The sequence below is a fragment of the Porcibacter vitabionis genome (assembly GCF_046263795.1).
Lineage (GTDB): Bacteria > Bacillota > Clostridia > Lachnospirales > Lachnospiraceae > Lachnocurva.
Map to the genome: position 1 here is coordinate 112,646 of NZ_JBJYZD010000002.1, position 22,823 is coordinate 135,468.

At 46.9% G+C, this 22,823-nt stretch carries 22 protein-coding genes; 21 read left to right on the forward strand and 1 reads right to left on the reverse strand.

The window, feature by feature from the left end; translation table 11 throughout:
- The first annotated feature begins 49 nt into the window (after window positions 1-49).
- The 13 genes from ACKX2L_RS02120 to rpsA all read left to right on the forward strand — a co-directional run bounded on the left by ACKX2L_RS02120 (window position 50) and on the right by rpsA (window position 14,221).
- Window positions 50-2,146 carry a polyribonucleotide nucleotidyltransferase gene (locus ACKX2L_RS02120; RefSeq protein WP_497550631.1) on the forward strand — a complete coding sequence of 699 codons (2,097 nt, stop codon included), beginning with the start codon at window positions 50-52 and terminating at the stop codon, window positions 2,144-2,146.
- 225 nt (window positions 2,147-2,371) lie between these two features.
- Window positions 2,372-3,133, forward strand: coding sequence for a segregation and condensation protein A (locus ACKX2L_RS02125; RefSeq protein ID WP_497550630.1), 762 nt, complete (start codon window positions 2,372-2,374; stop codon window positions 3,131-3,133).
- A 43-nt stretch (window positions 3,134-3,176) separates the two neighbouring features.
- Window positions 3,177-3,788, forward strand: coding sequence for an SMC-Scp complex subunit ScpB (gene scpB, locus ACKX2L_RS02130; protein ID WP_497552567.1), 612 nt, complete (start codon window positions 3,177-3,179; stop codon window positions 3,786-3,788).
- Window positions 3,789-3,975: 187 nt separating this feature from the next.
- On the forward strand, window positions 3,976-5,361 hold the full coding sequence (locus ACKX2L_RS02135; RefSeq protein ID WP_497552568.1) for a carboxyl transferase domain-containing protein: 1,386 nt from the start codon (window positions 3,976-3,978) through the stop codon (window positions 5,359-5,361).
- Between the two features lie 11 nt (window positions 5,362-5,372).
- Window positions 5,373-6,137, forward strand: a complete 765-nt coding sequence (locus ACKX2L_RS02140) for an OadG family protein (RefSeq protein WP_497550627.1) — start codon at window positions 5,373-5,375, stop codon at window positions 6,135-6,137.
- 23 nt (window positions 6,138-6,160) lie between these two features.
- On the forward strand, window positions 6,161-6,517 hold the full coding sequence (locus ACKX2L_RS02145; RefSeq protein ID WP_497550626.1) for a biotin/lipoyl-containing protein: 357 nt from the start codon (window positions 6,161-6,163) through the stop codon (window positions 6,515-6,517).
- A gap of 23 nt (window positions 6,518-6,540) precedes the next feature.
- A complete protein-coding gene (locus tag ACKX2L_RS02150; protein WP_497550625.1) occupies window positions 6,541-7,689 on the forward strand; it encodes a sodium ion-translocating decarboxylase subunit beta in 1,149 nt (382 codons plus the stop codon).
- 18 nt (window positions 7,690-7,707) lie between these two features.
- Window positions 7,708-9,126, forward strand: coding sequence for an oxaloacetate decarboxylase subunit alpha (locus ACKX2L_RS02155; protein WP_497550624.1), 1,419 nt, complete (start codon window positions 7,708-7,710; stop codon window positions 9,124-9,126).
- Between the two features lie 154 nt (window positions 9,127-9,280).
- Window positions 9,281-10,210 carry a MurR/RpiR family transcriptional regulator gene (locus ACKX2L_RS02160; protein WP_497550623.1) on the forward strand — a complete coding sequence of 310 codons (930 nt, stop codon included), beginning with the start codon at window positions 9,281-9,283 and terminating at the stop codon, window positions 10,208-10,210.
- A gap of 74 nt (window positions 10,211-10,284) precedes the next feature.
- Window positions 10,285-11,574, forward strand: coding sequence for a BaiN/RdsA family NAD(P)/FAD-dependent oxidoreductase (locus ACKX2L_RS02165; RefSeq protein WP_497550622.1), 1,290 nt, complete (start codon window positions 10,285-10,287; stop codon window positions 11,572-11,574).
- 27 nt (window positions 11,575-11,601) lie between these two features.
- Window positions 11,602-12,279, forward strand: a complete 678-nt coding sequence (gene cmk, locus ACKX2L_RS02170) for a (d)CMP kinase (RefSeq protein WP_497550621.1) — start codon at window positions 11,602-11,604, stop codon at window positions 12,277-12,279.
- Window positions 12,276-13,145: a 4-hydroxy-3-methylbut-2-enyl diphosphate reductase gene (gene ispH, locus ACKX2L_RS02175; protein ID WP_497550620.1), complete on the forward strand. Its 870-nt coding sequence runs from the start codon at window positions 12,276-12,278 to the stop codon at window positions 13,143-13,145. The genes cmk and ispH overlap by 4 nt, the downstream gene beginning before the upstream one ends.
- Complete coding sequence (gene rpsA / locus ACKX2L_RS02180; RefSeq protein WP_497550619.1) at window positions 13,115-14,221, forward strand: 30S ribosomal protein S1; 1,107 nt, start codon at window positions 13,115-13,117, stop codon at window positions 14,219-14,221. The genes ispH and rpsA overlap by 31 nt, the downstream gene beginning before the upstream one ends.
- 142 nt (window positions 14,222-14,363) lie before the next feature.
- On the opposite strand, the gene ACKX2L_RS02185 is transcribed toward rpsA, so the two are convergent.
- The gene (locus ACKX2L_RS02185) at window positions 14,364-15,446 is read right to left on the reverse strand and encodes a ribonuclease H-like domain-containing protein (RefSeq protein WP_497550618.1); all 1,083 of its coding nucleotides are present in this window, start codon (window positions 15,444-15,446) and stop codon (window positions 14,364-14,366) included.
- A 461-nt stretch (window positions 15,447-15,907) separates the two neighbouring features.
- On the opposite strand from ACKX2L_RS02185, the gene rsxC reads away from it, so the two are divergent.
- From rsxC to ACKX2L_RS02225, 8 genes are all read left to right on the forward strand, one after another.
- Window positions 15,908-17,233, forward strand: coding sequence for an electron transport complex subunit RsxC (rsxC, locus tag ACKX2L_RS02190; protein ID WP_497550617.1), 1,326 nt, complete (start codon window positions 15,908-15,910; stop codon window positions 17,231-17,233).
- Window positions 17,234-17,249: 16 nt separating this feature from the next.
- The gene (locus ACKX2L_RS02195; RefSeq protein ID WP_497550616.1) at window positions 17,250-18,197 is read left to right on the forward strand and encodes an RnfABCDGE type electron transport complex subunit D; all 948 of its coding nucleotides are present in this window, start codon (window positions 17,250-17,252) and stop codon (window positions 18,195-18,197) included.
- A complete protein-coding gene (locus tag ACKX2L_RS02200; RefSeq protein ID WP_497550615.1) occupies window positions 18,194-18,823 on the forward strand; it encodes an RnfABCDGE type electron transport complex subunit G in 630 nt (209 codons plus the stop codon). The genes ACKX2L_RS02195 and ACKX2L_RS02200 overlap by 4 nt, the downstream gene beginning before the upstream one ends.
- A gap of 1 nt (window position 18,824) precedes the next feature.
- Window positions 18,825-19,664 carry an electron transport complex subunit RsxE gene (gene rsxE / locus ACKX2L_RS02205; RefSeq protein ID WP_497550614.1) on the forward strand — a complete coding sequence of 280 codons (840 nt, stop codon included), beginning with the start codon at window positions 18,825-18,827 and terminating at the stop codon, window positions 19,662-19,664.
- Window positions 19,661-20,245 carry an electron transport complex subunit RsxA gene (gene rsxA / locus ACKX2L_RS02210; protein WP_497550613.1) on the forward strand — a complete coding sequence of 195 codons (585 nt, stop codon included), beginning with the start codon at window positions 19,661-19,663 and terminating at the stop codon, window positions 20,243-20,245. Before rsxE ends, rsxA begins: the two co-directional genes overlap by 4 nt.
- Window positions 20,246-20,265: 20 nt before the next feature.
- Complete coding sequence (locus ACKX2L_RS02215; protein WP_497550612.1) at window positions 20,266-21,126, forward strand: RnfABCDGE type electron transport complex subunit B; 861 nt, start codon at window positions 20,266-20,268, stop codon at window positions 21,124-21,126.
- Window positions 21,127-21,318: 192 nt separating this feature from the next.
- Window positions 21,319-22,218, forward strand: coding sequence for a glutamate 5-kinase (proB, locus tag ACKX2L_RS02220; RefSeq protein ID WP_497550611.1), 900 nt, complete (start codon window positions 21,319-21,321; stop codon window positions 22,216-22,218).
- Window positions 22,215-22,820: a 5-formyltetrahydrofolate cyclo-ligase gene (locus ACKX2L_RS02225; RefSeq protein WP_497550610.1), complete on the forward strand. Its 606-nt coding sequence runs from the start codon at window positions 22,215-22,217 to the stop codon at window positions 22,818-22,820. Before proB ends, ACKX2L_RS02225 begins: the two co-directional genes overlap by 4 nt.
- The last annotated feature ends 3 nt before the right edge of the window (window positions 22,821-22,823 follow it).

Below are 22,823 nucleotides of genomic sequence, written 5' to 3' on the forward strand. Positions count from 1 at the left end.
TGTAAGAGGATATTCTTTTTTCCTCAAGAGAATCGTTAGGAGACGTGAGATGGTAAAGACATTCGAAATGGAACTGGCCGGTCGTCCTCTCAGAGTTGAGGTCGGCAAGGTCGCAAAACAGGCAAACGGAGCTGTATTCATTCAGTATGGTGAGACAACCCTTCTGTGCACTGCAACAGCATCCGATGCACCGAGAGAAGGCATTGATTTCTTCCCTCTCTCCGTTGAATTTGAAGAAAAATTCTATTCGGTCGGAAAGTTCCCGGGCGGATTTAAGAAGAGAGAAGGAAAGGCATCAGATAACTCGGTTTTGACAGCCCGTGTCATCGACCGTCCTATGCGCCCCCTTTTCCCTAAGGATTTCAGAAATGATGTCACCTTGAACAATATGGTCATGTCCGTAGATCCGGAATGCCGTCCGGAGCTGGTTGCAATGATCGGTACCGCTATGGCAACCACAATTTCCGACATTCCTTTTGACGGCCCCTGTGCTATGACCCAGGTCGGCATGAAGAATGGCGAGTTCATTATCAATCCATCTCAGAAAGATTGGGATGAAGGAGACCTGGAGCTTACCGTTGCATCCACAAGAGATAAGGTCATCATGATCGAGGCAGGTGCCAATCTGATCTCTGATGACAAGATGATCGAAGCAATCTATAAGGCTCATGAAGTAAACCAGACCATCATTGCTCTGATCGATCAGATGGTGGCTGAAGTTGGTAAGCCTAAGTTCACCTATGAGAGTGTTGCAGTACCGGCTGAGATGTTTGCTGACATGAAAAAAATTGTTTCTCCTGAAGAGATGGAAGAAGCTGTCTTTACCGATGACAAGCAGGCTCGTGAGGAAAATGTAAAGCAGATCACAGAGAAGATCCGTGAAGCATATGCTGAGAATGAAGACTGGCTTCCTCTGGTAGATGATGCGGTATATCAGTATGAAAAGAAGACGGTACGTAAGATGATCTTAAAGGATCACAAACGTCCGGACGGAAGAAGGATTGACGAGATTCGTCCTCTTTCCGCTGAAGTGAATCTGATTCCCAGAGTTCACGGTTCTGCAATGTTTACCCGTGGACAGACACAGATCTGTGATGTTGTGACCCTGGCTCCTTTGTCTGAAGTTCAGAAGATCGACGGACTGGATCCGAATATCACCGAGAAGCGTTATATTCATCAGTATAATTTCCCTTCCTATTCGGTAGGTGAAACCAAGCCGTCCAGAGGACCGGGACGCCGTGAGATCGGACATGGTGCCCTGGCAGAGCGTGCCCTGGTTCCGGTACTTCCTTCGGTAGAAGAATTCCCTTATGCCATTCGTGCCGTATCCGAGACTTTCGAGTCGAACGGATCCACATCCATGGCTTCGACCTGTGCATCCTGCATGTCTCTGATGGCAGCCGGTGTTCCTTTGAAGGATATGGTTGCCGGAATTTCCTGCGGACTGGTGACCGGTGATACAGATGACGATTATATCGTTCTGACAGACATCCAGGGACTGGAAGATTTCTTCGGTGATATGGACTTTAAAGTAACCGGTACCCATGAGGGCATTTCAGCCATTCAGATGGATATCAAGATCCATGGCCTGACCCGTCCGATCGTAGAGGAAGCTATCCACAGAGCCCATGAGGCCAGAAACTTCATCATGGACACCTGCATGTCCAAGGCAATCGCAGCACCCCGTAAGGAGCTTTCCAAGTATGCTCCGAAGATCTATTCCATGAACATCGATCCTCAGAAGATCGGTGATGTGGTTGGACAGAGAGGTAAGACCATCAATGAGATCATCGAACGCACGGGTGTGAAGATCGACATTACCGATGACGGACGTGTGGATCTCTGCGGAAATGATATGGATGGTATCGAGGAAGCCAAGCGCCTGATCGAAATCATCACAACAGACTTCTATAAGGGACAGATCCTGACCGGCAAGGTTGTCAGCATCAAGGAATTCGGTGCATTTATTGAGTTCGCTCCCGGAAAAGAAGGTATGGTTCATATCAGTAAGATCGCCAAGGAGCGTATCGACCGGGTAGAGGATGTTCTGACTCTTGGCGATGTCGTAAAGGTCATCTGCATGGGTAAGGATAAGATGGGACGCATGTCCTTCAGCATCAAGGACCTGCCTGCAGAAGAGCGATAAGTCCTGTTTTCATCGATCGATCATGGATGACGAAGATTTCTTTCCTCTGTCATTCATATGACGGACTATATAAGAAGGAGAAATCGGGGCATAAGAAAAGCCCCGATTTCTTTTTGTCTGGTTTTGCTTTTCCCTGGAATCAGAAGACTTTCGGGCTTAAGACTCCCCTGACTTGGACGGAAAAAAAGGAAATTCATTCGTTCGTCGGATGAAATGGAGAATATTATGGAACTTAGTGTACATCTGGAGGCATTCGATGGCCCTCTGGACCTTCTTTTACATCTGATCGATAAAAATAAGGTCAGTATTTACGATATTCCGATTGCCGATATCACGGATCAGTATCTGGAATATCTGGATTCCATGCGACAGGCGGATCTGGATATCATGAGTGAATTTCTGGTTATGGCGGCAACCTTACTCGATATTAAGTCCCGCATGCTTCTGCCTCAGGAGAAAAACGAGGAGGGAGAGGAAGTAGACCCCCGATCGGAACTGGTGGAAAGACTCCTGGAATATAAGATGTATCGCAGCATTTCAGAAGAGCTGGCCGATCTGCAGAAAGAAGCAGCCCCTCTTTATTACCATGATCCGGACATTCCTTCCGAAGTGAGGACCTATGAGGAACCGGTGGATATTGATGAGCTTCTGGATGGACTGACACTGAAGGATCTGGGCCGGGTCTTCGAATCCGTCCTTCGTCAAAAGGAAAACAGGGTCGATCCGATTCGGTCTAAATTCGGGAAGATCGAAAAAGAAGAGGTCTCTCTGGAAGACAAAATGCAGGAGCTCTCGGTTTATGCGAAAAGCCATCGCAAATTTTCCTTCCGTCAGCTTCTTTCCGGGCAGTCTTCCCGGATTCAGGTGATCGTGACTTTCCTTTCGATCCTGGAGTTGATGAAGACCGGACAGATTAAGATCCGTCAGGAGGAGGCTTTCGGCGAGATCGAGATCACATCGAATCTGGCGGACCATAGCGGATCTTAAGATCAAAAAGGATGAAAGCAGATAAAAGAAAGATGGTGAGAGGATGGAAGAGAAAGAGAAGATACATAAGGAGAAGCTTCGCGCAATCGAAGGGATCCTTTTTGCCATGGGAAGTCCGGTGACAAAAGGTCAGCTGGCTAAGGCCCTGGACATAAGCGAGGAAGAGGCCGAACAATTGGCCCAGGAGCTTCGTACTTCTTATGACAGGGAGGAACGCGGCATCCGGATCCAAGAGGTCAATCATGCCTTCCAGATGTCCACGTCCCGGGAGGCCTATCCCTATTTGATCCGTCTGGCCAGGCAGCCCAGGAAATATGCTCTGACAGAGGTCCTTCTGGAGACTTTGTCCATTATTGCTTACAAGCAGCCGGTGACAAAGGCAGAGATCGAGAAGATCCGGGGGGTTTCTTCAGATCATGCGGTCAATAAATTGGTGGAATACGGACTGGCGGAAGAACTGGGGCGGCTGGATGCACCCGGACGACCGATCCTTTTTGGGACGACCGATGAGTTTTTACGCGCTTTCGGTATCTCGAGCCTGGAGGAGCTTCCGGTCATTGACCCGGTCAAAGTCGAAGAATTTAAAGAGGAAGCAAAGGAAGAGGCCAGGGAAGTCCTGGAAAACGGACTGTCATCTGACGGATCAAAGACTTAAGAAACTTTTCCTTTGGAATGACAATGATTGACAAAGGAAGACCGAATGATTGAAAGAGGAAGAAGTAAGAGTCCATACAGACCGTCGAAATTGTCTATTTTTTAACGGAATACTTGTTGTTTTGCAGTTCTAATTGGGATAAAATACATTACGTATGAAATTTATCAGCTTTATGGAGGATAGCAGCATGAGTGAACGTAAGAACAGTCTTGCAGCTCAGAGAATCCAGCGTCTGCTCGACGAGAACAGTTTCGTAGAGCTCGGCGCAGGCGTTACCAGCCGAAATACGGATTTTAACCTGAGTAAAGATGACACCCCATCGGACGGTGTAATTACCGGCCATGGCCTGATCGATGGCAATCTTGTCTTCGTATACAGCCAGGACAACTCAGTACTGGGCGGTACGATCGGTGAGATGCATGCAAGAAAGATCCGGAATATTTACCGGATGGCAGTAAAAATGGGAGCCCCTGTGATCGGTTTTCTGGATTGCGGCGGTGTACGTCTGCAGGAATCCTTCGATGCTCTGGAAAGCATCGGATCCATCTACCAGGAAGCAGTCAAGGCTTCCGGTGTTGTACCGGAAATCACAGCTGTCGTTGGAAAATGCGGTGGCGGTATGTCGACTCTGGCAGGAGTCAGCGACTTTGTCTTCATGACTGAGGATGCGAAACTCTTTTTAAATGCACCGGATGCCATTCCGGGAAATAATGTTGATCAATGTGACAGTGCTTCCGCAAAGTTCCAGTACGAGAACACCGGTCTCGTTGACGGTATCGGAAGTGAGGATGAGATCATCGATTCCATGCGGAAGCTGGTTACCATTCTTCCCGGGTCTAATCTGGAAGACGGATGCTTCAATGACTGTGAAGACGATTTGAACCGTGCATCTGAAATTACAAAAGACAGCTGTCCTTGTGAGATTGCAAAAGAACTTTCCGATAACCATGTCTTTGTTGAGACCAAGAAAGGTTACGCAACCTCCTTTATTACCGGTTTCATTCAGCTGGATGGTCAGACGGTAGGAGTTGTAGGAAATAAGGAAGACAAGCTGAAAACCGCCGGATGCCGTAAGGCAGCAGACTTTATCCGTTTCTGTGATGCTTTCTCCATTCCGATCCTGACTCTTACAAATGTGTCTGGTTATGAAGCAAGTATTCATTCTGAAAAGACTCTGCCGAAGGCACTTTCTGCTTTTGTATTTGCATTGTCTGAGGCTACCGTTCCGAAGATCAATCTGATCACAAAGAAGGCAGTCGGCACAGCTTATATTCTTATGAATTCCAAGTCCGTCGGCGCAGATCTCTGCCTGGCATTCCCCGATGCCGAAATGGGGATCATGGATGCAGACCTGGCTGCAAAGCTTATTTGTGCAGATGATAAAGAAGCAGATCTTTCCAAGGTTGCAGCAGAATTCGATGAGAAGCAGTCCGGTGTCGTAAATGCACTTCGTCGCGGCTATATTGACCGCCTGGTAAATCCTGCAGATGCAAGAAAGTACCTGATTGCAGGCTTTGAAATGCTCTGCACCAAACAGGAAGATGAGACCTATAAAAAGCATGGCACAAAGTAAGTGAGGTACTTATGAAAATGAAGAAAAGACTCATCCTTTTCGCCTGCATGCTTGTCATGATGCTCAGTCTGGTTTCCTGCGGCAAGTCGATCGATCAACAGTCCAGGGTTTACGGATATTCCAGATCCTCTCTGAAAGAGAGCGTCCAGTCCATGACAACGAATCTGGCTCAGATCTCCGCAGAGGATGCGGCCAAGCAGGCCGAGCAATATCGGACCGCTTCCGAGACAGCAACGGGTACGGAAAAGGAACAGGATGTAATGTATGAGACCCTTCTTCAGAACTGGGCCGACAATGCAGAGACGCTCGGTGATTTGAAGGGCTTTGGCACTTTCAAGATTGAAAAGGCAGGAAAGACTGTTACAGCCACACAGGCTGTAAGTTATGCCAAGCGTACCGGTAAGGTCATTTTTACCTTTAATGTTCTCGGAGACCGGATGAAACTGACCTCCATGAATGTTAACGTGGACTATTCCCTGGGAGAGACCATGTCTAAGGCAGCATTGAATGTGCTGATGGGCATGCTGGTGGTGTTCTCGGTACTGATCATCATCAGCCTCGTTATCTACGCTTTCCGGATCATTCCTTATCTGCAGAAGAAATTCTCCGGTCAGGAAGATACTGAGAAGCAGGCTGCAGTAAAAGAAGAAGTCGAAAAAACGGAAGAAACGGCGGATGATGGCGAACTGGTTGCAGTGATTGCCGCAGCCGTCGCAGCGTCGACCGGAATGACAACCGATGACTTTGTTGTCCGTTCTATCCGGAGAAGATATTAATTAGTGTTCAGGAGGAATTTATAATGAAAAGCTATACCATTACCGTTAACGGCACAGCATATGATGTAACTGTAGAAGAGACCGGAAGCACAGCAAGCGCACCTGCAGCAAGACCTGCACAGGCTCCCAAGGCTCCGGTAAAGAAGGCAGCCGGTGCAGCAGGTTCTCTGAAGATTGATGCCGGTGCATCCGGAAAAGTCTTTAAGATCAACACCAAGCCCGGTGATGCTGTAAAGCCAGGCGATCCCATCCTGACTCTGGAAGTCATGAAGATGGAGACCCCGGTTGTTGCACCGAAGGCCGGCACTGTAGCCAGCATCGAGGTTTCTGAAGGTCAGATGGTTGAGGCTGGAGATCTTCTCGCTACAATGAATGAATAATCTGACTTTCAGGAGGAATTTACATGAGTTACGTTGCAAGTACGTTAGGTAACCTTCTCCATCAGACTGCCTTTGCGAACCTGACTGTCGGTAACTTCATCATGATCGTGATAGCAGGGATTTTCCTCTATCTCGCGATTGCGAAGGACTTTGAACCGCTTCTTTTGGTTCCGATCGCATTTGGCATGCTTCTGGTTAATATTTATCCGGATATCATCGCATCTCCGGCTGAGACTTCCAATGGAGTCGGTGGCCTGCTTTATTATTTCTATCAATTGGATGAATGGTCGATCCTGCCTTCCCTGATCTTCATGGGAGTCGGAGCAATGACCGACTTCAGTCCTCTGATCGCTAACCCGATCTCGTTTTTGATGGGTGCCGGTGCTCAGTTTGGAATTTACATGGCTTATCTGGTTGCGATCCTTCTCGGATTCAACGATAAGGCAGCAGCTGCAATTTCCATCATCGGTGGAGCAGATGGCCCTACATCCATTTTCCTGGCCGGAAAATTGGGGCAGTCTTCTCTGATGGGACCGATTGCCGTAGCAGCATATTCTTATATGTCTCTGGTTCCAATCATTCAGCCTCCGATCATGAAGCTTTTTACATCGGAAAAGAATCGTAAGATCCATATGGCTCAGCTTCGGCCGGTATCCAAGCTCGAGAAGATCCTCTTCCCGATCGTTGTTACCATTATTGTCTGCCTGATCCTTCCGACCACAGCACCGCTTGTCGGTTTGCTGATGCTTGGCAATCTCTTTAAAGAGTGCGGCGTTGTTCGTCAGCTGACCGATACAGCCAGCAATGCGCTGATGTATATCGTCGTAATTCTTCTGGGTACTTCTGTCGGAGCATCTACTTCTGCAGAAGCCTTCCTGAATGTTTCCACACTGAAGATCGTCGCTCTGGGTCTGATCGCATTTATGGTAGCAACTGCAGCTGGTATTTGGCTTGGCAACCTCCTTTGCTGGATCACCAAGGGTAAGATCAATCCTCTGATTGGTTCAGCCGGAGTCTCTGCGGTGCCTATGAGTGCCCGTGTTTCCCAGAAGGTTGGCGCCGAAGCAGATCCGACCAACTTCCTTCTCATGCATGCCATGGGACCGAATGTTGCCGGTGTTATCGGAACAGCCGTAGCTGCCGGTGTATTCATGGCTATTTTCGGTGTCTAATATAAAGGAGAATGAACAATGGCAGAAGTCACAAAGAAACCATTAAAAATTACAGAAACTGTTCTTCGTGATGCCCATCAGTCTCTGATGGCAACGCGTATGACTACAGAAGAAATGCTTCCGATCATCCCTACCATGGACAAGATCGGATATAATGCTGTAGAGTGCTGGGGCGGTGCTACATTCGATGCCTGCCTTCGTTTCCTTCATGAGGATCCGTGGGAAAGACTGAGAAAACTGAGAGACGGCTTCAAGAATACCAAGCTGCAGATGCTTTTCCGCGGCCAGAATATTCTCGGCTACAAGCCCTATGCTGATGATGTTGTTGAGTATTTCGTACAGAAGTCCATTGCCAATGGTATTGATATCATCCGTATCTTTGACTGTCTGAACGATCTTCGTAATCTGGAGACCGCTGTCAAGGCTGCTAAGAAAGAGGGCGGACATGCGCAGGTTGCTCTGTCCTATACTCTTGGAGATGCTTATACCCTGGATTACTGGGTGGAGAAAGCAAAAGCCATTGAAGAAATGGGTGCAGATTCCATCTGCATCAAGGACATGTCCGGACTTCTGGTTCCCAAGGCTGCATCCGAGCTCTTCACCGCTTTAAGATCTGCAACCGATCTGCCTCTGGAGCTTCATAACCACTATACTTCCGGTGTTGCTTCCATGACCTGCATGAAGGCAGTTGAAGCAGGATGCGATATCATCGATACCGCCATTTCTCCTTTCGCCATGGGTACTTCCCAGCCGGCTACCGAGGTTATGGTTGAGGCATTCAAGGATACGCCTTACGATACCGGACTGGATCAGAATCTTCTTGCTGAAGTAGCTGATTACTTCCAGCCCATTCGTGAGAAGTATATTGCAAACGGCCGGATCTCTACCAAGGTTCTGGGTGTTAATATCAAAACTCTCCTCTATCAGGTACCGGGCGGAATGCTTTCCAATCTGATTTCCCAGCTCAAGGAGCAGGGTAAGGAAGACAAGCTGAGAGAGGTTCTGGAAGAAGTACCGAGAGTACGTAAGGATCTCGGTGAACCGCCTCTGGTTACCCCTTCTTCTCAGATCGTCGGAACTCAGGCGGTCTTCAATGTCTTGATGGGCGAGCGTTATAAGGTCGTTACCGATCAGACCAAGGATCTTCTTCTTGGTAAGTATGGAAAGACCGTTAAGCCTTTCAATCCGGAAGTCGTAGAGAAGGCATTGGGAGACAGAAAATCCGAAGCAATCACCTGCAGACCTGCAGATCTCTTACAGCCACAGCTTCCTGAGATGGAGAAGGCAGTTGCTCCTTACAAGCAGCAGGATGAGGACACTCTTTCCTATGCATTGTTCCCTCAGGTTGCAACTGAGTTCTTCAAGTATCGTCAGGCTCAGCAGACCGGCGTAGATCCAAAGGCAGCTGACACCAAGAACGGTGCTTATCCGGTCTGATCGTCAACTGATCAGTACATAAAACAAATTGAAAAGCTCTGCTTTGGATTCCATCAGGGTCCAAAGCAGAGCTTTTGTCTTTCTGTTTCTTACGCTTTCTTTATGTTATAATAAAACGCGAATCAAAACGGACTGGCATTTTAAGGATCAAGATATGTCAACAAACAGTGATCTTATGAATCGGATCAACCGGCATTATAGCCGTATGTCCAAGGGACAGAAACTTCTGTCGAATTATATAGCAGATAATTATGATAAGGCGGTTTTTCTGACAGCTGCCAAAATGGGTGAGACGGTCGGAGTCTCAGAATCTACGGTTGTTCGTTTTGCAATGACTCTGGGTTATAAGGGCTATCCGGATTTCCAAAAAGCGCTGGAAGAGATGGTCCGGAATAAATTGAATTCGATTCAGAGGATGGAAGTGACTTATGGACGGATCAGTCAGTCGAAAATTCTGGAGTCTGTTCTCCAGTCAGACGAAGAGAAGATCAAGCAGACCTTGCAGGAGATTGACGACAAAGCCTTTGAAGTTGCAGTAGATACGATTTTAAAGGCCAGAAGGATCTATGTCATCGGCATCCGGTCCTGTGCTCCTTTAGCATCTTTCCTTGCTTTTTATCTGAATCTTCTTTTCGACAATGTCATTCTTCTTCATACCAACAGTTCCAGTGAAATCTTCGAACAGATGATCAGGATCAATGAAGAGGATGTAATCATCGGCATCAGTTTTCCCCGCTATTCCATGCGGACTTTAAAAGCTTTGGAATTTGCCAATAATCGGAGTGCCCGTGTGATCACACTTACGGACTCCGTGAATTCCCCGATGAATCTCTATTCTTCCTGCAATCTGATTGCCAAGAGTGATATGGCATCGATCGTGGATTCCCTGGTAGCGCCTCTGTCTGTGATTAATGCCTTGATCGTTTCTCTCTGCATGAAGAAACAGAACGATGTTGCTGAGACTTTGGGTCAACTGGAGAATATCTGGGACGAGTATCAGGTCTATGAGAGCGATGAAATTGATAAGGTCGATGATTCGGTGAAGATCCGGTTGTCGAAAAGATATAAGAAGGATGAGACTTAAGCCTTAGGGAGAATCATCCGGCAAAGGTACTTTTGATCCCTATAGTATCATTCAATAGGAAAAGGATAGGAATTATGATAGTTGCAGTCATCGGTGGCGGCGCCGCCGGTATGATGGCCGCGATCGCTGCCGCCCGAAAGGGTCATAGGGTAACGATCTATGAGAAAAATGAGAAGTTGGGAAAGAAGATCTACATTACGGGGAAAGGCCGCTGCAATTGTACCAATGCGGCTCCTATCGATGAGTTCTTTTCTCATTTTGTTAGTAATCCGCGTTTTCTTTACAGTGCTCTCTATCGATTTACCAATCAGGATCTGATGGAAATGATCGAGAAAGAAGGAATCCCTCTGAAAGTGGAGAGAGGGAATCGTGTGTTCCCGGTCTCAGATCATGCATCGGACATTACCAAGGCTTTGGAAGGGCAATTAAAGCGTCTTCATGTGAAAATCTGCCTTCGGACAGAAGTGAAGGACCTTGCCTTACAACCGATTTCCGAAGACGAGTCCTCTTCTTTATCTGTGAAGGGAAAGGATCAATATAAAGATGAAATCCTTGGCCTGATCCTGTCCACAGGTCAGAAAGTGAAGGCGGATATTGTTATTGTCTGCACGGGAGGTCTGTCTTATCCGACAACCGGATCGACGGGTGACGGTTACCGTTTTGCCAGGGAAGCGGGCCTTCAAGTCACACCTCTTCGTCCGAGCCTTGTTCCATTCCAGACAAAGGAAAGTGATATCTATGCACTTCAGGGCCTGTCTCTTAGGAATGTCAGTCTGACGATGCCCTTTGGAAAGAATCCGAAAAAGCAATCCTTCCGGGAACTGGGCGAAATGATGTTTACCCATTTTGGCATTACAGGGCCATTGGTTTTAACGGCCTCTGCCAGATGCGGGAAATATCTGGAAGAAATGGGAAGCCTTCCGGCCGCCATTGATTTTAAACCGGCTTTAAGTGAGGAACAGTTAGATCAGAGACTGCTTAGAGAATTCGACAAGGCGATGAACAAGAGTTTGCATACCATTATGGGAAGCCTGCTTCCTGCCCGGATGATTCTTGTCCTCTTAGCCCGAACCGGGATCTCACCGGAGAAGAAAGCACATGACATTACAAAGGAAGAAAGAGAGAAACTGGTTCATGTCTTAAAGCATTTTCATTTGACAGTGACCGGTACCGAAGGTTTCCGTCAGGCCATTGTGACGCAAGGAGGAGTATCTGTCAAAGAAATCTCTCCCAAGACCATGGAGGCAAAGAAGATTCGTGGTCTGTATTTTGCAGGAGAAGTTCTGGATATCGATGGCTTTACCGGAGGTTTTAATCTGCAGGCAGCCTTTTCCACCGGCTTTCTTGCCGGTGACGGGATCTGATGAATAAAGGAGTAGAGAGGATCGAAGATGAAAATAATGAATGTTGCGATTGACGGACCTGCCGGAGCTGGAAAGAGTACGATTGCCAGACGGGCCGCAAAGGAGCTGGGCTATATTTATGTCGATACAGGTGCTATGTATCGTGGCATGGCCTATCATATGCTGAAAAAGGGGATCGACATTTCGGACGAGTCCGCTGTGTCAAGAGAGGCGGAGAAACTTTCCGTGAAGATCTCTTATGAAAATGGAGAACAGGCGGTCCTGGTCAATGATTGTAATGTGACGTCCTATATCCGGACGCCTGAGGTCAGTGCGGCTGCGTCTCGTGTCAGCGCCTATGCCAAGGTTCGGGAGGCTCTTTTGAATCTGCAGAAGGATCTGGCAAGGAAGCAGTCGGTTATTATGGATGGAAGAGACATCGGAACGGTTGTTCTGCCAAATGCGGATGTGAAGATCTTTTTGACGGCCAGTGCCGAGATCCGCGGCAGGAGACGCTATGATGAATTGATTTCGAAAGGGCAGAAGGCCGATCTGGATGACATTATTCAAGATGTGAAAAAAAGAGATGAGCAGGATATGAACCGGGCCATTGCTCCTCTTCGCCAGGCAAAAGATGCCATTCTTCTGGATTCATCGGATCTTACGATCGAAGAAGTAACAGAGAAGATCGTAAGTCTTGTACATCAAAAGGAGAAAGACCTATGAAAGTTCTTCTGGCACAGAGCGCCGGCTTTTGTTTCGGAGTGAAAAGAGCCCTGGATACGGTGGAGAGGGAAATTGAAAAGGCCGATGGCCGTCCAATCTATACCTATGGGCCCATCATCCATAATGAAATTGTTGTGGATGATCTGAAAGCCCGCGGGGTCCGGGTTATGGACGAGAATTGTGATCTGGACCGCCTGGAAAAAGGAACGGTGATCATCCGCTCTCACGGCGTCTCCTCTCAGGTCATGGAAGAACTCAAGGAAGATGGCTTTGATGTCGTGGATGCAACCTGCCCTTTTGTTCTGAAAATTCACAGGGTCGTCAATGAATATGCCAAAAAGGGCTACCATATCATTATTACCGGAAACCGGGAGCATCCGGAAGTGGAAGGCATTATCGGCTGGATCCCCGGAGATGATTATGAAGTAATAGGATCCAGGGAGGAAGCAGAAGCCATCGATCTGCCTCTGGATCGAAAAATCTGTCTGGTTTCTCAAACGACCTTTAATTACAAGAAATTTGAAGAACTTGTTGAAATTATTGAGAATAAAGGTTATAGTATATTTTGTTTGAATACGATCTGCAGCGCTACAGCTGAACGCCAGAATGAGGCGGCAGCCGTTGCGGATAAAGTTGATGTGATGATTGTTATAGGCGGTAAACACAGTTCTAATTCACAGAAGCTCTACGAGATTTGCAAAGAGATCAATCCCCGGACCTTCTTTATACAATCTCGAGACGACCTGGATCTGTCCGTAATCGAATCCATTGACAGCGTAGGAATAACAGCAGGGGCATCGACGCCACAAAAAATTATTCAGGAGGTTCAGGAAACATGCCAGAACAGAGCTTTGAGGAAATGCTGAACGAGTCGTTCAAGACGATTCACAACGGGGAAATCGTAGAGGGTACCGTTATTGCGGTAAAGCCGGATGAGATCGATCTTAATATCGGTTATAAGTCCGATGGAGTAATTACTCGGAATGAATATTCTGATGACTCCAATCTTGATCTTACAACCGTTGCCAAAGTTGGCGATACCATGGAAGCAATCGTTGTTAAGACACAGAATGATGACAATATGGTTGTTCTTTCTTACAGAAGACTTGCTCAGGAGAAGGGCAATGAGAAGCTGAAGGAAGCATTTGAGAACCACGAAGTACTGACCGGTAAGGTTGTAAAGGTGCTGAACGGCGGTCTTTCCGTTGTTGTTGATGATGCAAGAGTATTCGTACCTGCAAGTCTTGTTGCTGATACTTATGTTAAGGATCTGAATCAGTACAATGGTCAGGATATCGAATTTGTTATCACCGAGTTCAATCCGAGAAAGAGAAGAATCATCGGTGATCGTAAGCAGCTTCTCGTTGCAAAGAAGGAAGAGTTGCAGAAGGAATTCTTCGAGAACATCCATGTTGGTGATGTGATTGAAGGAACCGTTAAGAATGTAACTGATTTCGGTGCATTCATCGATCTTGGCGGTGTAGATGGTCTGCTTCATATCTCTGAGATGAGCTGGGGCCATGTTGATAATCCGAAGAAGCTTTATCATGTAGATGATAAGGTTCGTGTCTTCATTAAGAATATCAACGGACATAAGATTGCTCTTTCCCGTAAGTTTGATGATGAGAATCCTTGGAACGGTGCTGCTGAGAAGTATGCTATCGGTACCGTTGTAACCGGTAAGGTTGCACGTATGACCGACTTCGGCGCCTTCATCGAGCTTGAACCGGGCATCGATGCTTTGCTTCATGTTTCTCAGATTTCCAAGGAACATGTTGACAAGCCTTCTGATGTATTGAAGACTGGTCAGGAAGTTACCGCTAAGGTTGTTGAGCTTCGTGAGAACGAGCACAAGATCTCCCTCAGCATCAAGGCACTTGATCAGGATAATGAAAATTCTGATTATGCAGATGTCAATGTCGACGACTACAAGAACCAGTAATTGATGATCGGATTTTGATCTGAATACGAATGAAAAGCCCCAGGGAATGATCCCTGGGGCTTTTTTTAGCAAAGAACTTTTTATTTTTCTGCTGACACATGGAGAAGAACAGGATCAAAAAAAGGGTGGAGCGCCGGATCAATCATTGAAAACGGGAGAGAAGATAGAGATTGAGATATTTTTCTATGATACGAATCTGCTCGGCTTCGTTTTCCTGATCCGGCAGACGGATAAACTTCTTCTTCGGCTCTTCCTTTTTAAAGTAAATACGCTGATTGGCAAAATGATCTATATTTATTCCGGGCAGGAGAGGGAGGAAGAGGCCATGACTTTTTTCCATGCAGTCTTCTTTTCTGGCTTTTCGATAGCGGTCTCTTGGCAGGCTGGCCGCCAGAACCTTGGGCAGGATCCGGCCTTCTTCCGGGAGATAATAATAATTCTTATAATCCGGGAGAGTAAAGTAAAGGTCTTGCCTTTCCGGAAGGAGAACGCCCTTGACCTTTCCCTGATCCAGACTTAGAAGCAGACAGTCTTCCCGATAGCGTACTTCCGATGGCAGGATTAAATCGGTATTTCCGAAGAAAACCAGGCTGTTTTTGATGTCCGGCTGGACTTTCTCGATGGAAAGATGTATTTTTAAAAGCTTGTTTTTCAAAAGCTGTTCTTCCGAGGAAACTTGCCGGTCCGGGCTTTGGCCAAGGAAATCGATATAGTCATACATCAAAAAGAGAGGAACCATCCCTAAGACATCGTCCCTGTTATGAAGAAGTAATAATTTGGACAAGTCAGAGGATCTGGTTCTCTCATAGGCATGATAAATGGGGATGAGCTCTTTTCCGCTTTTTTCATCTTCTCTTTGGATACCAAGGAAAGCTTCGATCGACTTCTGGCGGAGAGAAGGCAGGTTATAATACTTTTTTGCCGGTTTAAAATCCAGATACAGATCTTTTTTCAATATTTTTTCCAAAGGACCGGGATCCAGACCGAAAACCTGAAGCCGATCTCTCAGAAAGGGCAGATCAAATCGATTCCCATTAAAGGTAATAATGGAAGCGGTCCCTTCCAATTCCTTTTGAAAGGCTTTTAAAATAGCTTCCTCTTCCTTTTCTTCCTCCGCAAATAATTGACGAACAGAGATGGTGGAATCTTCTATATTGAACTTTCCAAGCCCGATCAGATAGATTTTATTTCGTTTTGAGGACAGGCCGGTTGTCTCAATATCCAAAAAGAGATCATCTCCTGTCAGCTGTCTTAGGGCCGTCGGAGTCCTTTCTATTCTTTTTTTCGGATAAGTAATTTCTTTCATTTTATCTACCAAAGAAGCTTACAAAGCAGCTTTCAACCTGTCATCACCTGATTACTACATATGCATTATAACGGATTTGCCTCTTGCCTGCATTTCTTAAGTGGTAGTTGTTAAATATTTAACATATAATTAGAAAATGGCCATTTTCTTGTGCATATCGTATAACAGTTTTTACAATTAAAAGATTGGTTCTCACAAAATGCATAATTCCATACAAAATACATGACAAATTTCTATTGATTTTTACAAAAAGTGTTATAATGATGAACAGAAGCAAAAGACTTTATAAGTATTATATCTTGTCTTGTTAAGGGATTTTGACTTCGACATCATAGGTTTAGAAATTTGTATTGTATGCGTAATACAAAGGAGGTCAGTTCATGGGCTTACATACGTTTCAGGGAGGGGTTCATCCCATTGAAGGGAAGGATCTCTCGAAGGACAAGCCAATCAAAGAATTGCTTCCCAAGGGGGATTTGACTTTTCTTATGTCGCAGCACATTGGTGCTCCGGCTAAGCCTGTCGTGGCAAAGGGAGATCATGTCTTACGGGGACAGTTGTTGGCAGAAGCCGGTGGATTCGTATCGGCACCGGTTTTCAGTTCTGTTTCAGGTACGGTCAAGGCATTGGAAAAACATCGGAATGCAACCGGCGATATGGTGGATGCCATCATCGTGGAGAATGACGGACAGTATGAGGAAGTGCCTTATCAGGAGACGCCGGATTTCCATAAGCTTTCCAAAGAGGAAATCCTTAAGAAGATTAAGGATGCCGGTATTGTCGGTATGGGTGGCGCAGGTTTCCCTACTCATGTAAAGCTTGCACCGAAGGACCCTGCAAAGATCGATTATATTATCGCCAATTGTGCAGAATGCGAACCTTATCTCACCTGTGACTACCGGATGATGGTAGAGCATCCTGAAAAACTGGTCCGGGGTATGGAAATCATCTTAAGCCTTTTCGACAATGCCAAGGGGATCCTGGCAATTGAAAATAACAAACCGGATTGCCTGCAGAAGTTTTCAGAACTCGTTAAGGATATCCCGAGGATCACTGTGGCAGAGCTTCAGACCAAGTATCCTCAGGGCGGTGAGCGTCAGATCATTCATGCGGTTACCGGCAGAGACATCAATTCCAAGATGCTTCCGGCAGATGCGGGCTGTATTGTCGACAATGTGGAAACGATCTGTGCAATCGATGATGCGGTAACGCTTGGAAAGCCTTTGATGGATCGGATCTTTACCGTCTCCGGCGATGCAGTTACAGATCCGAGGAATTTCAAGGTTCTGACCGGAACTTCCATCCGGGAAATCCTTGATGCTGCAGACGGACTCAAGGCATCTGCAGCCAAGATGATCTCCGGCGGTCCTATGATGGGATTTGCAATGTTTGATCTCGATGTTCCGGTTACCAAGACAACATCCGCCTTACTTTGTTTTACAGAGGACCAAGCATCCAAGTATGAGACAACGCCTTGCATTAACTGCGGACGCTGTGTAGATGCCTGCCCGGAGAGACTGCTCCCGGCCCATCTGTCCAAGCTCTCAGAGCATGGAGATAAGGCATCTTTTGAGAAATTATACGGACTTGAGTGTATTGAATGCGGAAGCTGCTCTTATGTATGTCCGGCCAGAAGACCTCTGGCTCAGGAGATCCGGACCATGAAGAAACAGATTCTGGCAGACAAGAGAAAGCAGAAGAAATAGGAAGAGGTGAATATCCGTGAGTGAACTGATACATGTAACGTCTTCTCCCCATGTCAGAGAGAAGATGGACACACAGAAGATTATGCTTTGGGTGATTATCTCACTTCTCCCTGCGACGATCTTCGGTATTTTTAATTTCGGACCCAGAGCTCTTTTGGTGCTTGTTCTATCCATCTGCTCCTGCGTGGCTTCGGAATATGTCTATGACAGAATTGTTCATAAGAAGAACACCATCAGCGATCTGTCGGCAGTTGTGACCGGCCTGCTCTTAGGTCTGAACCTGCCTCATACCGTATCCTGGTTTGTTCCGGTTTTGGGTGGATTCTTCGCTATTGTTGTTGTCAAGATGCTTTTCGGCGGTCTGGGACAGAACTTTATGAATCCGGCGCTTGCTGCCAGATGTTTCCTGCTTTTGTCCTTTACCCAGCAGATGACAAGTTTCAGCTACGACGGTGTGACAACAGCAACGCCGCTTGCCAATTTGAAGGCAGGCCAGTCCGTAGATCCGGTCAAGATGCTTTTAGGTACGGAAGCCGGAACGATCGGTGAGACCAGTGTGATTGCTCTTCTGATCGGTGCGATCATTCTGCTTCTGACCGGCGTGATCAAGCTTCGGATCCCGGCAACTTATCTGATCTCCTTCTCTGTTTTCATTCTGCTTTTTGGCGGACATGGTTTTGATTTGACTTACCTGATCGAAGAGATCTGCGGAGGCGGGCTGATCCTCGGCGCATTCTTTATGGCAACCGATTATGTCACAAGCCCCATTACACCTAACGGACAGATTCTCTATGGAATTCTTCTCGGTCTTTTGACCGGACTGTTCCGGATCTTCGGAAGCTCTGCAGAGGGCGTAAGTTATGCAATCATTATTTCCAATCTGATTGTTCCTCTCATCGAGCGTGTTACCGTTCCGACTGCTTTCGGTATCGTAAAAGAGAAGAAGGGAGGGGAGACGAAATGAAGAAAGGCACAAAAGACGCACTGATTCTGACTCTGATCACATTGGTCTCCGGTTTCTGTCTTGGTACTGCACATGAAGTGACAAAGCAACCGATTGCAGCGGCACAGGAGAAGGCCACTCAGGAGGCTTATCGCGAAGTTCTTCCCAAGGCGAAGAAATTTGATGAAGTGAAGGGCTTTGATACCAATAAGGCTACCGCTTTGATTCATAAGAAAGGCTTTGATAAGGATACCATCAATGCAGTCGTGGAAGCCAAGGATTCTTCGGGCAAGAATATAGGTTATGTCATTACCTTGACTTCGTCTGCTGGATACGGCGGAGATATTACTTTCTCCATGGGAATCGATCAGGATGGAAATATGACCCGTTACTCCATTACCTCGATCAGCGAAACGGCCGGTCTTGGAATGAAGGCAACGGAAGATGATGCAAACAGCGATAAAGATTTCTGTGATCAGTTTAAGAAACTGAAAAACGGTAATTACAGTGTTGTAAAGCATGGCTCTGAGAAGGGAGAAAATGAGATCGAAGCAATCAGCGGCGCAACCATTACTTCCCGTGCAATGACTACTGCAGTGGATGCCGGCTTTACCTATTATAACAGCGAGCTTAAGGGAGGAAAGTAAGATGAAAAAGCTTAAGGCAGATACTCCTCTGGAACGGCTCTGGAATGGTATTTTCCGTGAGAACCCGACTACGGTTCTGATGCTGGGTATGTGTTCTACCCTTGCGATCACCACCACCGTATTTAATGCCATTGGTATGGGCTTGTCCGCGACAGCCGTTCTCGTTCTATCGAATGTTGTGATCTCGGCACTCCGAAAGATCATCCCGGATACGGTTCGTATGCCGGCCTATATCGTAGTTGTTGCCACTCTGGTTACGATTGTTCAGTTCCTGGTGCAGGGTTTCGTACCGGCACTCTATGATTCCCTGGGAATCTTTATTCCTCTGATCGTTGTAAACTGTATTATCCTCGGACGTGCAGAAGCCTACGCAAAAAGTCATGGTGTGATCGCTTCCCTCTTCGATGGCCTTGGTATGGGACTTGGTTTTACCATATCCCTGACCTTGATCAGTGCAGTTCGTGAGATCCTGGCTCAGGGTAAGATCTTCGGTATTCAGATTCTTCCTCTGGCAGATCCGTCCACAGGCAAGGCCGGCTATACACCGATCTCCATCTTCGGCCTGGCTCCCGGAGCCTTCTTTATTATGGCGATCCTGATCGCCGTCATGAAGATCGTAAGAGAGAAGGCTGCTGCAAAAGGAAAGCCGCTTCCTCCTGCACAGGGATGTATTTATACCGGTGATTGCAGTGGCTGCGCTCTTCGTGCTTCCTGCCACGGTATGCAGCCCAATACCCTGTCAGAGAAGACAGAGAAAGAAGAGAAAAAGGCTGCCACTTCCGCCAAAGCAGAAGCGAATACAAAAGAAACTATTTCAGTGAATAAGGAGGATAAGAAATGAAAACCTTAATTTTAATCCTGATTTCGTCCTCCGTTGTGAATAATGTCGTGCTGAGCCAGTTCCTCGGCCTCTGTCCTTTCTTCGGTGTATCGAAGAAGGTCAGCACAGCGGCAGGTATGGGCGGAGCTGTTATTTTCGTAGTAACTCTTTCCTCCCTGGTAACCAGCATCATTCATGAATTCATCCTGAAACCTTTGAATCTTGATTATATGAATACGATCGTATTCATCCTTGTCATTGCGGCTCTGGTTCAGTTCATTGAGATGTTCCTGAAAAAGAATGTACAGTCCCTTTACCGTGCCCTGGGTATCTATCTGCCACTGATCACAACCAACTGTTGTGTACTTGGAGCAGCTTTGAATATTGTGAAATATAAATACAATATTCTGACCGGTACGGTTTACGGCTTTGGTATTGCCGTTGGTTTTGCCATTGCCATTGTTATCATGGCCGGCATCCGGGAGAAGATCGAATCCAATGATATCCCTCATGCCTTCCGGGGATCTGCGATTGTAGTCGTTACGGCAGGTCTTATGGCAATCGCATTTATGGGCTTTTCCGGAATGATCTCCGGAGTCTGAAGCGGAAGGGAGAGTAGATTATGTATGGAATCATCATTGCGACCGTATTGATCGGTCTGACCGGATGTCTGATCGGCTTCTTTCTGACCTTTTCCGCCAGGAAATTTGAAGTCAAGGTAGATCCCAAGGAGAGCGCTGTATTAGACGCACTGCCCGGAAATAATTGCGGCGGCTGTGGTTTTGCCGGATGTGCTGACTGCGCCAAGGCAATTGCAGAGGGAAAGGCAGCAGTGAATCAGTGCCCGGTCGGCGGCGAGCCGGTTGCGAAAATCATTGCCGGCATCATGGGCGTGGAAGCCGGAAAAGAAGAAAAGAAAGTTGCCTATGTCCGTTGCAGCGGCGACTGTACCAAGGCAAAAGACCGCTATCTTTACAGTGGCTTTGAGAGCTGCGCTGCAGCAAAGATGGTCCCGGGCGGCAGCCATAAGGCTTGTAGTTTCGGCTGCATGGGATTTGGTGACTGCGTCAATGTCTGTGAATTTGATGCGATCCACATCATCGATGGAATCGCCCGTGTGGATAAGGAGAAATGTAAGGCTTGCGGGAAATGCATCAAGGCTTGTCCTCAGAATCTGATCACATTTGTTCCTTATGACAGCGCCTATGTCGTATCTTGCAGAAATGAGGAAAAGGGTAAGGATGTCATGAAGGAATGCAGCGTCGGCTGTATTGCCTGCAGGATCTGTGAGAAGAACTGTCCTTCGGATGCGGTTCATGTAGTAAATAATATTGCAGAGATCGACCAGTCAAAATGTACGGGATGTGGTATCTGTGCTGAGAAGTGTCCGAGAAAGATCATTCTTCTCCAGCCCGGTCAGGTTCGCCTTCCCTCTGAAGAAAAGACAGCTGATCCGGTCGGAGCTTCGGCAGCTTCGGAATAAGAAAGACTTCTTATAAAGACTTCTTAGGAAGGCCTGCTTCATTCTCTGCCAATTTACCATCAATTGAATACCATCATAAATAGAAGAAAAATAAGCCCTGTTTTCCACTCGAAAGACAGGGCTTATTTTCATCCTCTAGTGCGAAAAATGATCAAATATGGTATTGTAATAACGTTTGGAAAGGAATTTATCATGTCAAATGTTACTAATACCAAATCGAATCGGCCCGGGCGGGAGAACATAGCTGCCGCCGGTTTTGATTTCTCAAAGATCCATCGCATCATTGTAAAGATCGGATCCAATTCCCTGACCCATCCGGAGACCGGTCATTTGGATTTCGTGAAAATCGAGCACCTGGTCCGGGAACTTTCGGACTTAAAGAATCGGGGACTCGATGTCTGCCTGGTTTCTTCCGGTGCAATTGCAATCGGAAGGCAGAATCTGGGAATCACGGAACGGCCGAAAAGCCTGCCGCAGCGTCAGGCCCTTGCAGCAGTCGGTCAGGCCAGGCTCATGTCTGTTTATCAGAATTTTTTCCGCGAATATGGTCAGGTGTCCGGTCAGGTTTTAATGACCAAGGCGACCATGATCGATAATGTTTCCAGAAAAAATGCCCAGAATACCTTCAATGAGCTCTTTCGAGAGGGTGTGATCCCAATCGTAAACGAGAATGATACCATATCAACCTATGAGATCCAGTTTGGCGACAATGATACTTTGTCTGCCATGGTGGCTGCTTTGACAGATGCAGACCTTCTGGTCCTTCTTTCGGATATTGACGGCCTCTATAGCAATGACCCCAAAAAGGATCCGGATGCCAGGCTGATCCCTTTGATTGATCGACTGGATGATCATATTCTTTCTATGGCCAGTGACCAGCCGGGCAGTGATGTCGGAACCGGCGGTATGTCCACCAAGCTTCGGGCAGCAAAAATTGTTGTAAATTCGGGCATCGCCATGCTGATTGCCAATGCAGACCATGTCGGCGTTCTCCATCGGATGTTTCAGGGTTCTGTGGAAGGAAGTCTCTTCTTACCGCATTTGGATGAAGATTTTGATTTGATTGATTTTCTGGAGGATGATATCGGATGAGGAAGGCAGGATCAGAGGAAAAAACGAAATTAGAGACCGACCGAAGCAGACGCTTTCATAAGGCTCTGAGAAATCATATGACTGCGGATCATGTCCGCTTTTCTTCTGTTTTGGTTCGCCGTCATCTCAGGAAGCTGATCCATTCTTTCCCGGAGGACCTGTCCCTGCTTTGTTATTATCCGATCGGAAATGAGATCGATCTGATTCCACTTTATCAGGAATGGATGGATCATGGACGGGATCTGTATTTTCCTGTCACAGATCTGGAAAAGAAGGAGATCCGTTTTTTTCAGGTGGATTCCATGGATTCCTTCCGGCCGGGGGTCATGCAGATCCCGGAACCGGAATTTTCGGATGAAAAACACGCATTATCAGACGAGGACAGGCTTCTTCTGTCCATTACGCCGGGTCTGGTCTTTGACCGAAAGGGAGACCGGATCGGATATGGCGGCGGCTTCTATGACCGCTTTTTTGCAGAGCATCCGCAGATCATACGGATCGGCACCGCTTTTTCACATCAGGTCGAAGATCGTATTCCGACAGAAGACTGGGACATGCCTTTGGATTATCTGGTAACAGATCAAAAGATCTATAAATTTTAGAAA

What these genes read in the sequence shown, in the direction of transcription:
- rpsA (WP_497550619.1), top strand. Translation starts at nt 13,115, where the DNA reads ATGCCAGAACAGAGCTTTGAGGAAATGCTGAACGAGTCGTTCAAGACG.
- ACKX2L_RS02225 (WP_497550610.1), top strand. Translation starts at nt 22,215, where the DNA reads ATGAGGAAGGCAGGATCAGAGGAAAAAACGAAATTAGAGACCGACCGA.
- ACKX2L_RS02135 (WP_497552568.1), top strand. Translation starts at nt 3,976, where the DNA reads ATGAGTGAACGTAAGAACAGTCTTGCAGCTCAGAGAATCCAGCGTCTG.
- proB (WP_497550611.1), top strand. Translation starts at nt 21,319, where the DNA reads ATGTCAAATGTTACTAATACCAAATCGAATCGGCCCGGGCGGGAGAAC.
- ACKX2L_RS02140 (WP_497550627.1), top strand. Translation starts at nt 5,373, where the DNA reads ATGAAAATGAAGAAAAGACTCATCCTTTTCGCCTGCATGCTTGTCATG.
- ACKX2L_RS02200 (WP_497550615.1), top strand. Translation starts at nt 18,194, where the DNA reads ATGAAGAAAGGCACAAAAGACGCACTGATTCTGACTCTGATCACATTG.
- ACKX2L_RS02165 (WP_497550622.1), top strand. Translation starts at nt 10,285, where the DNA reads ATGATAGTTGCAGTCATCGGTGGCGGCGCCGCCGGTATGATGGCCGCG.
- ispH (WP_497550620.1), top strand. Translation starts at nt 12,276, where the DNA reads ATGAAAGTTCTTCTGGCACAGAGCGCCGGCTTTTGTTTCGGAGTGAAA.
- rsxC (WP_497550617.1), top strand. Translation starts at nt 15,908, where the DNA reads ATGGGCTTACATACGTTTCAGGGAGGGGTTCATCCCATTGAAGGGAAG.
- ACKX2L_RS02215 (WP_497550612.1), top strand. Translation starts at nt 20,266, where the DNA reads ATGTATGGAATCATCATTGCGACCGTATTGATCGGTCTGACCGGATGT.
- rsxE (WP_497550614.1), top strand. Translation starts at nt 18,825, where the DNA reads ATGAAAAAGCTTAAGGCAGATACTCCTCTGGAACGGCTCTGGAATGGT.
- ACKX2L_RS02120 (WP_497550631.1), top strand. Translation starts at nt 50, where the DNA reads ATGGTAAAGACATTCGAAATGGAACTGGCCGGTCGTCCTCTCAGAGTT.
- ACKX2L_RS02150 (WP_497550625.1), top strand. Translation starts at nt 6,541, where the DNA reads ATGAGTTACGTTGCAAGTACGTTAGGTAACCTTCTCCATCAGACTGCC.
- cmk (WP_497550621.1), top strand. Translation starts at nt 11,602, where the DNA reads ATGAAAATAATGAATGTTGCGATTGACGGACCTGCCGGAGCTGGAAAG.
- rsxA (WP_497550613.1), top strand. Translation starts at nt 19,661, where the DNA reads ATGAAAACCTTAATTTTAATCCTGATTTCGTCCTCCGTTGTGAATAAT.
- ACKX2L_RS02125 (WP_497550630.1), top strand. Translation starts at nt 2,372, where the DNA reads ATGGAACTTAGTGTACATCTGGAGGCATTCGATGGCCCTCTGGACCTT.
- ACKX2L_RS02155 (WP_497550624.1), top strand. Translation starts at nt 7,708, where the DNA reads ATGGCAGAAGTCACAAAGAAACCATTAAAAATTACAGAAACTGTTCTT.
- scpB (WP_497552567.1), top strand. Translation starts at nt 3,177, where the DNA reads ATGGAAGAGAAAGAGAAGATACATAAGGAGAAGCTTCGCGCAATCGAA.
- ACKX2L_RS02145 (WP_497550626.1), top strand. Translation starts at nt 6,161, where the DNA reads ATGAAAAGCTATACCATTACCGTTAACGGCACAGCATATGATGTAACT.
- ACKX2L_RS02160 (WP_497550623.1), top strand. Translation starts at nt 9,281, where the DNA reads ATGTCAACAAACAGTGATCTTATGAATCGGATCAACCGGCATTATAGC.